Annotated in this window: 10 protein-coding genes and 1 pseudogene; 7 read left to right on the top strand and 4 right to left on the bottom strand. The window is 64.3% G+C overall.

Going from position 1 to position 11,718, the window contains the following annotated elements:
* Positions 1–48: 48 nt before the first annotated feature.
* Positions 49–1,016 (top strand): annotated as a pseudogene (locus RFN30_RS14455) (Dyp-type peroxidase).
* 15 nt (positions 1,017–1,031) lie between these two features.
* On the opposite strand, the gene RFN30_RS14450 reads toward RFN30_RS14455, so the two are convergent.
* Positions 1,032–2,447, bottom strand: a complete 1,416-nt coding sequence (locus tag RFN30_RS14450; RefSeq protein WP_320262756.1) for an FAD-binding oxidoreductase — start codon at positions 2,445–2,447, stop codon at positions 1,032–1,034.
* A gap of 165 nt (positions 2,448–2,612) precedes the next feature.
* Between RFN30_RS14450 and RFN30_RS14445 the strand changes: the two genes are divergently transcribed.
* Positions 2,613–3,098: a thioesterase family protein gene (locus RFN30_RS14445; protein WP_320262755.1), complete on the top strand. Its 486-nt coding sequence runs from the start codon at positions 2,613–2,615 to the stop codon at positions 3,096–3,098.
* 142 nt (positions 3,099–3,240) lie between these two features.
* A complete protein-coding gene (locus RFN30_RS14440; protein WP_140674600.1) occupies positions 3,241–3,438 on the top strand; it encodes a hypothetical protein in 198 nt (65 codons plus the stop codon).
* 68 nt (positions 3,439–3,506) lie between these two features.
* Here RFN30_RS14440 and RFN30_RS14435 read toward each other — a convergent pair whose 3' ends face one another.
* Positions 3,507–3,983, bottom strand: a complete 477-nt coding sequence (locus RFN30_RS14435; RefSeq protein ID WP_320262754.1) for an Lrp/AsnC family transcriptional regulator — start codon at positions 3,981–3,983, stop codon at positions 3,507–3,509.
* 88 nt (positions 3,984–4,071) lie between these two features.
* On the opposite strand from RFN30_RS14435, the gene RFN30_RS14430 reads away from it, so the two are divergent.
* Complete coding sequence (locus tag RFN30_RS14430) at positions 4,072–4,986, top strand: EamA family transporter (RefSeq protein WP_320262753.1); 915 nt, start codon at positions 4,072–4,074, stop codon at positions 4,984–4,986.
* A 38-nt stretch (positions 4,987–5,024) separates the two neighbouring features.
* Here the strand turns inward: RFN30_RS14430 and RFN30_RS14425 are convergent, their stop codons facing one another.
* Complete coding sequence (locus RFN30_RS14425; protein ID WP_320262820.1) at positions 5,025–5,900, bottom strand: dienelactone hydrolase family protein; 876 nt, start codon at positions 5,898–5,900, stop codon at positions 5,025–5,027.
* 140 nt (positions 5,901–6,040) lie between these two features.
* Here RFN30_RS14425 and RFN30_RS14420 point away from each other — a divergent pair, with 140 nt between their 5' ends.
* Positions 6,041–6,424, top strand: a complete 384-nt coding sequence (locus RFN30_RS14420; RefSeq protein WP_320262752.1) for a hypothetical protein — start codon at positions 6,041–6,043, stop codon at positions 6,422–6,424.
* Positions 6,425–6,440: 16 nt separating this feature from the next.
* Positions 6,441–6,563, top strand: a complete 123-nt coding sequence (locus RFN30_RS14415; RefSeq protein ID WP_320262751.1) for a hypothetical protein — start codon at positions 6,441–6,443, stop codon at positions 6,561–6,563.
* Between the two features lie 19 nt (positions 6,564–6,582).
* On the opposite strand, the gene RFN30_RS14410 is transcribed toward RFN30_RS14415, so the two are convergent.
* Complete coding sequence (locus RFN30_RS14410; protein WP_320262750.1) at positions 6,583–8,901, bottom strand: glucose/quinate/shikimate family membrane-bound PQQ-dependent dehydrogenase; 2,319 nt, start codon at positions 8,899–8,901, stop codon at positions 6,583–6,585.
* A 183-nt stretch (positions 8,902–9,084) separates the two neighbouring features.
* Between RFN30_RS14410 and RFN30_RS14405 the strand changes: the two genes are divergently transcribed.
* Positions 9,085–11,718, top strand: coding sequence for an ATP-dependent helicase (locus tag RFN30_RS14405; RefSeq protein WP_320262749.1), 2,634 nt, complete (start codon positions 9,085–9,087; stop codon positions 11,716–11,718).

Raw genomic sequence — 11,718 nt, 5'->3', positions numbered from 1 at the left:
CCCGGCCGCGGTCATCTTAACCAAATCGTCAAACGCGGAGCATTCCCGATGTCAGGCAATAACTGGGACAGGGTGCCGATCGATGCGCAGAGCGTCGATGCCCCGCTATCGCTCGCCGCGGTTTTCCTGGTCGTGACGGTCGGCAGCGATCGCGCGGCCCTCTCGAAGGTGGCCTCGGTGCTTGGCGGGCTTGACGATGTCGTCAAGAATGTCGGCTTCCGCGACCTGTCCGGCCGGTTGTCATGCATCGCCGGCATCGGCGCCGATCTCTGGGCGCGCCTTTCCTCGGACCGGCGGCCGCGCGAGCTGAAGGCCTTTGCGCCGGTCAAGGGACCGGTCCATTCGGCGCCGTCGACGCCTGGCGACCTCCTCTTCCACGTCCGCGCCGAACGCTCCGACATGTGCTTCGAGTTCGAGCGCATCCTGCTGGACAGCCTGGGCGGCAGCGTCACCGTCGCCGACGAGGTCACCGGCTTTCGCTATTTCGACGCGCGCGATCTGCTCGGCTTTGTCGATGGCACAGCCAACCCCACCGGTCTCGACCTGCCAGCCTCAGCCCTTGTCGGCGACGAGGATGCCGACTTTGCCGGCGGCAGCTATGTCGTCGTCCAGAAATACCTGCACGATCTTGGTGCCTGGGCGGAAACGCCGACGCACGTCCAGGAAGAAATCATTGGCCGCACCAAGATCGACAACATCGAGATCGATGATGACGACAGGCCGCGCAAGTCGCACAAGTCGCTGGCGACCATCGAGGACGACGCAGGCAACGAATACGACATACTGCGCGACAACATGCCTTTCGGCCGGCCGGGGCAGAAGGAATTCGGAACCACTTCATCGGCTACACCCGCTATCTGTGGGTGATCGAAAAAATGCTGCAGCGCATGTATGTCGGCGAGCCGCCGGGCGCCTACGACCGGTTGCTCGACTTCTCCACGCCGCATACCGGCACGACCTTCTTCGCGCCGACACGGCCAACGCTGCAAAAGCTTGCCGAGGGGATGCGGGAATAGCGTCTGGCGACCAGCCTATCCTGCACCCGGCAAGATCTTGCCGGGGTTCATGATGTTCAGCGGATCGAGCGCCTGCTTGATGGTGCGCATGACGTCGACGCCGTGGCCGAGCTCGTGGCGCAGGAAGCCGACCTTGCCCTGGCCGATGCCGTGCTCGCCGGTGCAGGTGCCTTCCATGGCGATCGCTCGCATGTTGAGCCTGCCGACGAATTTTTCCGCGAGCGCGATCTCTTTTGGGTTGTCGACGTCCATCAGCACCAGCACATGGAAATTGCCGTCGCCGGCATGGCCGACGATCGGCGCGATCAGGCCCATTTCGGCGATGTCGGCTTCGGTTTCGGTGACGCATTCGGCAAGCCGCGAGATCGGCACGCAGACATCGGTGGACAGGCCTTTGGCGCCGGGGCGCAGCGTCAGCGACGACCAGTAGGCGTCGTGCCGCGCCTTCCAAAGCTTCGTGCGCTCTTCGGCGACGCTGGTCCACAGGAACGGCCCGCCGCCATTCTCCTCGGCGATCATGCCGAAAGTCTCGGCCTGCTCGGCGACGCCGGCATCGCTGCCGTGGAATTCGACGAACAGGCATGGGCTCTCAGGATAGTCGAGCTTGGAATAATTCTTCATCGCCCGCATCTGCAGCGCGTTGACCAGTTCGATCCGCGCCACCGGAATGCCCATCTGGATGGTCGCGATCACGGTGTTGCAAGCTGCTTCAAGAGTCGGGAAAGGGCACACGCCGCCCGAGATCGCCTGCGGAATGCCCTGCAGCCTGAGCGTCAGCGAAGTGATGATGCCGAGCGTGCCTTCCGAGCCGACCAGCAGCCGGGTCAGGTCGTAGCCGGCCGAGCTTTTCTTCGCCCGCTTGCCGGTCGTCACCGCCTCGCCGTCGGCCATGACCGCGGTCAGCGACAGCACGTTCTCGCGCATGGTGCCGTAGCGCACGGCGTTGGTGCCGGAGGCGCGCGTCGCTGCCATGCCGCCGAGCGAGGCATTGGCGCCGGGATCGATCGGGAAGAACAGGCCGGTGTCGCGCAAATGCCGGTTGAGGTCCTCGCGGGTGACGCCGGGCTCAACCGTGCAGTCGAGGTCCTGCGGATTGACCGAAAGGATGCGGTTCATCCGCGAAGTGTCGATCGAGATGCCGCCGCCAGGCGCATTGGTGTGCCCCTCGAGCGAGGAGCCGACGCCAAAGGCGATGACCGGGACGCGGTGCGCGGCGCAGGTGCGCACGATCTCCTGCACCTCGGCTGTGCTCTCAACAAAGACGACGCCGTCCGGCGCCTGGGTCGGGATATAGGTGGTGGTGTGCGCGTGCTGGCCGCGGATCGCCTCGCCGGTCTGAAAACGCTCGCCGAACTGCTGCTTGAGGATGCCGAGCACCGCGGCGATGCCTTCCTCGTTGCGCTCGACGGGGTTGAGGTCGCTCAAAGCCATGAATTCCTCCGCGAATGGACCAGCGGCCACTCTTGCTATGCAGCTATGGATGATGCCTAAAGCAATTCCAGGAAAAGTGTGAAGCGGTTTTCCGTCCGGAATTGCGCCGGAACAAAGAGAACCTCACCAGCCACGCCCTGTCCAGCGACGATCAAGGAAAACCAGATGACGATGCCCGCGCCAATCATTTCCAAGCCGATGGCGATCGAGAAGGACTGGATCGACTATAACGGCCATCTCAACATGGCCTATTACAACGTGCTGTTCGATCGCTGCTCGGACGAGGCGTTCGAGCTGATGGGCATGGGGCCGAACTATGCCAAGGAGCGCCGCCTGACCATCTACACGGCCGAGGTCCATGTCTGCTATGTGCAGGAACTGCACCTCGACCACAAGGTGAAGGTCTCGTTCCAGCTCATCGATCATGACGAGAAGCGGCTGAGGGTCTATCAGGAAATCCGTCACGTCGACGGCTGGCTGGCCGCGACGTCGGAGCAGCTTGCGCTGCATGTCGATATGGCCGGACCGAAGGTCGCCCCCTTCCCGGCCGATGTGATGGCGCAGGTCGAGGCCATGCGCGCCGCCCATGCCGCGCTGCCGATGCCCGAGCGTGCCGGCCGTTCGATCGGCATCAAACGCAAGAGCGCTTGAAAACCCCTCCGCCCGCGTTAACCTTACCAAGGTTTTAACGTGAACAAGTCGCTTGAGTCCGTTGAACGACTCAGTGGGACGTTCGAAAACCGCCGTGCCGGGTTGCGCGGGTGGCAGGCGGAATGCGGTGCGAGGATAGTGCATGAAGACCGATATCAAGGTGGAAGTGGAGCGGTTGGCGGCCGATCCGCGCATCACCGATTATGATTTCTGGCGATCGTTGAAGAACGTCAACAACGAGATTTTTCACATCGCCAACAACAATGAGCCCATCCCCTTCGACATGATCCGCTGGCGCGCGATCCTCAAGCAGGCGCGCATGAGGCGCGGTCACGCCTAAACAATTCCAGGAAAAGTGCGCAGCGGTTTTCCGTCCGGAATTGCGAGAAAATAACCCGCTCTCAACCCTCAGCGCTCCCTTAAACCGCCAAGTGGCGAGCGCGGCTCGACCGGCGACGACTGGATGATGGCGGTGTTGGTCATCGCATAGGGAATGATCTTGTCGATCACCCGCTCCAGTTCGGCGACCGAGCCGACATGCGCCAGCGCAATGAAGCAATCCTCGCCGGTCACCCGGTCGCATTGCGCGATTTCCGGCAGCTCGCGGATGATCTCGGCCACGACGGCGAGCTGCCCGGGCACAGGCCTGATCCTGAGCCATGCCGACAGCTTCATGCCGAGCGCCGCCGGATTGATCCTCACCGTATAGGCCTCGATCACGCCATTCTCCTGCAGCTTGCGGATGCGTTCGGCAACGCTCGGCGCCGACAGCCCGACGGCACGCGCCAACTCAGCTGTGCTGGTGCGGGCATCTTTTTCCAGAAGCCGTAGTATCTTCAGGTCCGCCGCATCCAGGTCGACATTTTCATTTCGAAGGCGTTTCAACAAAATCCACTTTCTTCTGAACGTTAGCGGCGGTCAAACCCGTTCATCACCCATATAAGCCGCGGAGTTCGCCTGCGATAATGAGCGCATGAATTCTGAAGCGCAAGTTCGTGCGATACATCGGGCCGCTGGCGACACCGGCGCCGCGCGTCCTGCCCTCGCCGGCCTGGCCGATGCGCTGCCGCCGCATGTCTGGTTTTGCGTCAGCGCCATCTTCCACTATCTCGGGCCGGCCTTCGCCGTGCTTTTGTTCGCGCAGGTCGGCGTGCTCGGCATGGCCTGGCTGCGCATCGCCGCGGCCGCGCTCGTCTTCGCGCCGCTCACCAAGCCATGGACGGTTTTCGCGCGCGCCGACCGCTCAACACGGCTGCTGCTGTTGGCCTTCGGCGCCTGCCTGGCGGTGATGAACTGCGCCTTCTATCTGGCTCTCGACCGCCTGCCGATCTCGCTGGTGGCAGCGATCGAATTCGTCGGCACGATCGGCGTGGCGCTCGTCGGCTTGCTAAGCCGGCGCAATGTCGCGGCGCTCGCCATCGCCATCGCCGGCACCTTGCTGCTGATCGATATCAAATGGTCCAGCGATCCTGTCGGCCTGTTCTGGGCCTTTCTCAACGGCGCGCTGTTCGTTGGCTACATCGTGCTGGGCCACCGCATCGCCCAGACCGGCATCGGCATTGCGGGCCTCGGCACCGCGATGGCGATCGCCTTCCTGGTCGTGCTGCCCATCGGCTTCAGCGAGGCGTTGCCGGCATTCTCGGCGCCGCAACTGCTGCTCGCCGCCATCGGCGTCGGCGTCTGCTCCTCGGTCATCCCCTATATCTGCGACCAGCTCGCCATGGCGCGGCTACCGCGCGCGAGCTTCGCCTTGATGCTGTCGCTCCTGCCGCTGACCGCAACGCTGATCGGCGTCATCGTGCTCAGGCAGGTTCCGAGCCTGACCGATTGCCTCGGCATCGCGCTGGTTGTGGCTGGCGTCGCCATGCATAAGCCGGCGCGGGAATGATCCGCCGACAGCACCGGTGAGGTGTGTCGAGATTCGGGTCAGGCCAGCTTCTGTTTCAGAAACGCGATCGTCCTCCCCCACGCCAGATCGGCCGCCTTCTTGTCGTAGCGCGCGGCCGAAGTGTCGTTGTTGAAAGCGTGGTTGACGCCGTCATAGACATAGACGGTGTACTCGACATGCGCGGCATCGAGCGCCTTCTTGTAGGCATCGATGCCGGCGTCGATGCGCTCGTCGAGCCCGGCATAATGCAGCAGCAGCGCCGCCTTGATCTTCGGCACGTCCTCCGCCTTCGGCTGCATGCCGTAATAGGCGACGCCGGCGTTGAGGTCCGGCGCATTGACGGCGAGCATATTCACCGTGCCGCCGCCCCAGCAGAAGCCGACCGCGCCGACCTTGCCGTTGCCGTCCTTGAAGCCCTTGAGATAGGCGACCGTCGCCACGCCGTCGGCCGCGACTTGGGCAGCATCGAGCTCGTTGAACATGTCGCGCGCCTTGTCCTCGTCGGCGGGCGTGCCGCCGAGTGGCGACAGGAAGTCCGGCGCCAGCGCCACGAAACCTTCCAGCGCCACGCGCCGGGCAACGTCGCGAATATGCGGGTTGAGCCCCCGGTTCTCATGGATGACGATGACAGTTCCCGCCTTGCTGGATTGATCGGCCGGCTTGACCAGATAGGCCTTCATCTCACCGCTGCTGCCGGGATAGGTGATGTCCTCGCCCTTCACCCTCGGATCGTCCTCGGCGACGATCGCCGCCTTGGCCGAGTTCGCCGCCAGCATCGGCGCGATCGCCGCGGCCGCGGCACCTGACCCGGCGAGCCGGGTCAGTTGCTCCATGAAGCGCCGTCGGTCGAGCGTCAGATGCGTGTATTCGTCAAAGGCATCGATCATCGCCTGGGTGATGATGGGCTGCGTGATGTTGGGCTGCGTGATGACGGGCTTTGCGACAGGTTCGGTCATGGCTCTCCTCGACGGCTGCTCGATGCGCAAGATAGGGTTGCAACGCGCGCGGTCCAGTCACCTGCCGGCGACAGCGGCACTCGACTGAAACCTCGACCATGACGATCGCAGGCAGCCTCTGCATCCATCACATTTTGGTCATTTCCAAAAGCGTTGACCGTGCTGTCACATTAGGAAGGGAAGCTGCCGGCGCGGCCTCGCCCAATCCAGACGACGAAAAGGGGAATGCCATGAACGTCCAGGACATCGTGAACACCGTTTCGCAATCGGCCGGGCTCGACCAGCCAACCACCGAAAAGGTCGTCGGCACAATATTCTCCGTGCTCGAGCACGAAGCCGAAGGCACCAGCATTTCGTCCTTCTTCGACCAGATCCCCGGCGCCGGTGCGTTGGCCCGGTCTGCTGTCGTCGCTGCAGGGAGCGCTTGGCGGCGTGCTCGGCGAAAAGGCAGGCGCACTGATCAACGGCGTTGCGGCGCTTAAAGAGTCCGGCCTTGACATGGCGCAGATCCGACAGGCCGGCGAAACCTTGATCAAGCAGGCGGAAGTGGCCGCCGGTCCGGATCTCACCAACCAGGTGCTCGGCCAGGTGCCCAGCCTGAGGAGCCATCTCGGCCTCTGAACGGGCGAGCGCAGCTCCGCTATTTGGCCAGCGTGTAGGCCATCACGTAATCGCCCGGATTGGTGCCGACCGAGCCGTGACCGCCGGCGACGATGACCACGAACTGGCGGCCGTCGGCGACCGTGTAGGTCATTGGCGTCGACTGTCCGCCCGCCGGCAGCCTCGCCTGCCAGAGCTGCCTGCCGGTGGTGAGGTCGTAGGCGCGCAGATAGTCGTCGACCGCGGCGCCGAGGAAGGCGACGCCGCCGGCTGTGATCGTCGGGCCGCCGATGCCCGGCACGCCGACCTTGAACGGCAAGGGCAGCGGCGTCATGTCGTAGACGGTGCCGTTGCGATGCCTGTAGGCGATCTGGCCGGTCCTGAGGTCGACGCCGGCGACATAGCCCCATGGCGGCGCCTGGCAGGGAATGCCGAGCGGCGACAGGAACGGTCCCATCACCACCGCGTAAGGCGCCCCTTCGTTGCGGTTGAGACCCTGCTCGCTACCTTTCGTGTTGTCGCCTGGCGGCGGCACGTCGGCGCGCGGAATGAGCTTCGACGTGAAGGCGAGGTAGGTCGGCATGCCGAACATCACCTGCCGCACCGGATCGACCGCGACGCCGCCCCAGTTGAACACGCCGAAATTGCCGGGATAGATCAGCGAGCCCTGCAGCGAAGGCGGCGTATAGCGCCCCTCGTAGCGCAATTTCCTGAGCGCGATCCGGCACGCCAGCTGGTCGAACATGGTGATGCCCCACATGTCCGCGCCGGTCAGCCGCTTGGGGTTGAACGAAAGCCCAGATTCCGGCTGCGTCGGCGAGGCATGGTCGCCTTCGATCGCGCCGCCCGGCGCCGGCATCTCCTTCACCGGGATGATCGGCTCGCCGGTGCTCCGGTCGAGCACATAGAGGTCGCCCTGCTTGGTCGGCCCGACCAGCGCCGGCACGACCTCGCCGCTGGCCGAGGTGATATCGATGAGTGTCGGCTGAGCCGGCACGTCCATGTCCCACAGGTCGTGATGCACCAGCTGCCGAACCCAGCGCATTTTTCCGGTGTTGAGGTCGAGCGCCGTGATCGAGGAGGAGAATTTCTCGACATTGGCGCTGCGGCCCATGCCGAGCTGGTCAGGCGTCTGGTTGCCGAGCGGCAGGTAGAGCAGGCCGAGCTTCTCGTCGGCGCTCGCCGTCGACCACATGTTGGGCGAGTTGTTCGTGTATTTTTGCCCCGCCGCCAGCGGTGTCGTCTGGTCCGGATTGCCGGAGTCCCAGTTCCACAGCAAGGCGCCGGTGCCGGCATCGTAAGCGCGGATGACCCCGGACGGCTCCTCGGTCGAATAATTGTCGTTGACCGCGCCGCCAACGATGATCTTGCCGGCGACGATCAGCGGTGCCGAGGTCGAATAATAGTAGCCCGATTTGGGATAGGGCATGTTGGTCATGAGGTTGAGCGTGCCGCCTTCGGCGAAGGACGGACACACCTGGCCGTTGGCCGCATCGAGCGCGATCAGCCTGGCGTCCGAGGTCGGCAGATAGATGCGCGCAGCGCAAGGCTGCCCGGCCGCGATCTTGGCATCGGCGTAGTAGGATACGCCGCGGCAGGTCTGGTGCTGGCGGTTGGGGTCCAGCTTGACCTTCGGATCGTAGCGCCATTTCTCCTTGCCGTTCGCGGCATCGATGGCGATGGCGAAATTGTGCGGCGTGCAGATGAACAGCGCATCGCCGATCTTCAGCGGCGTCACCTGATAGGTCGTCTCGCCGATGTCGTCGGGGCCTTTCACGTCGCCGGTGCGGTAGGTCCAGGCCGGCTGCAGCTTGGCCACATTGTCCGGCGTGATCTGGTCGAGCGGCGAATAGCGCTGGCCGAACGGCGTGCGGCCGTAGAAATGCCATTCGCCGGCCGGCATGTCGCCGCCGAGATTGGCCGTGGGCGTCACCTTGTCGGTGTCGAGCGTGCCGCCGATATCCATGGCATCGGTGGTCATCGAATAACCGGCCACCGCCAGCGAGGCGAGAACCGCCAGGATCAGCGGCGCGCGCCCGTCCGGACCCTTGAATCCACGTCTGGCCCACGGCGTCAGCAGCCACAGCGCGATGAGGACGATGATTCCGCCGCGCGGACCGAGCTGCCACCAGTCGAATCCAATCTCCCACACCGCCCAGCACAGCGTGCCGAGCACGAATACCGCATAGACCCACAGTCCCGTCGAACTGCGCCGGAGGATGAGCCAGGCGGTGATCAGGAACACGAGACCGGCAATCAGGTAGTACCAGCTGCCACCCAACGTGACGAGCCAGATGCCACCAGCGCCAAGCACCAGACCAATGAGGAAGAGGACGAGGGAGGTGATCGTGACAGCCAAGATGATACTCCTTCGACTGTTGCGCGGTTGCGGCGCCTCTCAGGCGACGGCGTGCCGTCCCTGCCCTGCCGGCAGCTTTCCCCCCGCTGGCCGCGCCTGTCAAGCGAACCGGGGCGGTGCAAAAATGGAACAAAACGTAGACACTTCTGGCCTTTCGCTGCCGAATCACTACATTCGGGGGCGATGTCCGGCTTTTCGGAAGACATGCCCTTCTTTGATGAACCGAATGCGCGGCCCGCAGCCCCATCCGGCATTGCTGCGCGCGCCATGGCCGCGCGCAGCGCCCAGAACCGTGCGCCCGACTACCTTAACGGCCTCAATCCAGAACAGCGGCTGGCCGTCGAAACAACGGAGGGCCCGGTGCTGGTGCTGGCCGGCGCCGGCACCGGCAAGACGCGGGTCTTGACCACGCGCATCGCCCACATCCTTTCAACCCATAGAGCAAACCCGTGGGAGATCCTCGCCGTTACCTTCACGAACAAGGCGGCGAGGGAGATGAAGACTCGTATTGGCCTGCTCGTAGGCGAGAAGATCGAAGGCATGCCGTGGCTCGGCACCTTCCACTCGATCGGCGTCAAGCTGTTGCGCCGTCACGCCGAGCTTGCCGGTCTGAAGTCCGATTTCACCATCCTCGACACCGACGACGTGGTGCGGCTGATCAAGCAGCTGATCCAGGCGGAAGGTCTGGACGACAAGCGCTGGCCTGCCAAGCAGTTCGCCCAGATGCTCGACAACTGGAAGAACAAGGGCCTTGGCCCGGACGAGATTCCGGAAGGCGATGCGCGCAGCTTCGGCAACGGCAAGGGCCGCCAGCTCTACAAGGCCTATCAGGAGCGGCTGCAGACGCTGAATTCCTGCGACTTCGGCGATCTGCTTTATCATCCGATCCGCATCTTCCGCGCCTATCCGGACGTACTGAAGGACTATCACCGCAAGTTCAAATACATCCTGGTCGACGAGTACCAGGACACCAACACTGCGCAATACATGTGGCTGCGGCTTCTGGCGCAGCGGCCCAGTGCGGGACGCCAGCAATCGGCCGAAGGCCGCAAGCCCGACCGGGCGTCGGCCGGTCAGGCCGCCCCCGCGGAGGCCAGCGAGCGTAGCGAGCGCGCGGCCGTGAGCGAAAACAAGGTTAACATTTGCTGCGTCGGCGACGACGATCAGTCGATTTATGGCTGGCGCGGCGCCGAGGTCGACAACATCCTGCGCTTCGACAAGGATTTTCCGGGCGCCACCATCATCCGGCTGGAGCGCAACTATCGCTCCACCGCGCATATCCTGGGCGCGGCTTCCCATCTCATCGCCCACAATGAGGGCCGCTTCGGCAAGACGCTGTTCACCGACCGCGACGACCCCGAGGACGAGAAGGTGCATGTCCATGCCGCCTGGGATTCCGAAGAGGAGGCACGCGCCATCGGCGAGGCCATCGAGGCCTACCAGCGGCAGAAGCACAATCTCAACGACATGGCGATCCTGGTGCGCGCGTCCTTCCAGATGCGCGCCTTCGAAGACCGCTTCATCACGCTCGGCCTGAACTATCGCGTCATCGGCGGTCCGCGTTTCTACGAGCGGCTGGAAATCCGCGATGCGCTGGCCTTCTTCCGCGTCGTCGCCAACAGCGGCGACGACCTCGCCTTCGAGCGCATCGTCAACGTACCGAAGCGCGGGCTTGGCGAAGCCACTATCCGCCAGATCCACGACACGGCGCGCGCCATGCAAATCCCGATGCTGGAGGCCGCAGCGACGCTCGCCGAAAGCGACGAGTTGAAGCCGAAGCCGCGCGCAGCACTCCGCGAGGTCGCAGCCAATTTCGAGCGCTGGCAGAAGGCGCTGGAAACCACACCGCACACCGAGCTCGCCGAGACTATCCTCGAGGAGAGTGGCTACACCGACATGTGGAAGAACGATCGTTCGGCGGAAGCGCCAGGGCGGCTGGAGAACCTGAAAGAGCTGATCCGCTCCATGGAGGAGTACGAGTCGCTGCGTTCCTTCCTCGAGCATGTCGCGCTGGTCATGGAGGCCGAGCAAGGCGAGTCGCTCGATGCGGTCTCGATCATGACGCTTCACTCGGCCAAGGGCCTCGAATTCGAGACCGTCTTCCTCCCCGGCTGGGAGGAAGGGCTCTTTCCCCACCAGCGCGCGCTCGACGAAGGCGGCCGCTCCGGCCTGGAGGAAGAGCGCCGCCTTGCCTATGTCGGCCTGACGCGGGCGAAAAAGAACCTGCACATCTGGTTCGTCTCCAACCGCCTGATCCATGGGCTGTGGCAGTCGACCATCGCGTCGCGCTTCCTCGACGAATTGCCGGAAACCCATGTCGATGTCGCCGACGGCGGCAATTCCTACGGCGGCTACGGTAATCCTTACGGCGGCGGTTCATTCGCCTCAGGCCGCGGCGGCGGCCGGCAAAATCCCTATGGCGCGTCGCGCTTCGACAATATCGGCGCCGAGAAATCGGGCAGCTTCTCCAACACCTACGCGACGCCCGGCTGGCAGCGCGCGCAAGCCAACCGCACTGAGGCGACTGACCGCAACTGGGGCACGCGCTCCGGCCATCAGGTCGAGCGCATCGGCTATGGCGAGACCGACAGCGGCTACGGCGCCGGCCGCACCAGCGTGAAAGGCCGCACCATCGAGGGCGAGCTGGTCGCCAAGTCGGTCGCCGATACGCCGTCCGCCTTCAGCGTCGGCGACCGCGTCTTCCACCAGAAATTCGGCAACGGCAACATCGCCGCGATCGACGGCAACAAGCTCACCATCGACTTCGACAAGGCCGGCCAGAAACGCGTGCTCGACGGGTTCGTGACCGGCGTTTGA

Origin of the sequence: Mesorhizobium dulcispinae, from assembly GCF_033977345.1 — a bacterium.
Classification (GTDB): Bacteria; Pseudomonadota; Alphaproteobacteria; order Rhizobiales; family Rhizobiaceae; genus Mesorhizobium; species Mesorhizobium dulcispinae.
Note: the sequence above shows the minus strand (reverse complement) of the source record. Positions and strands in the feature narration are given on the sequence as shown.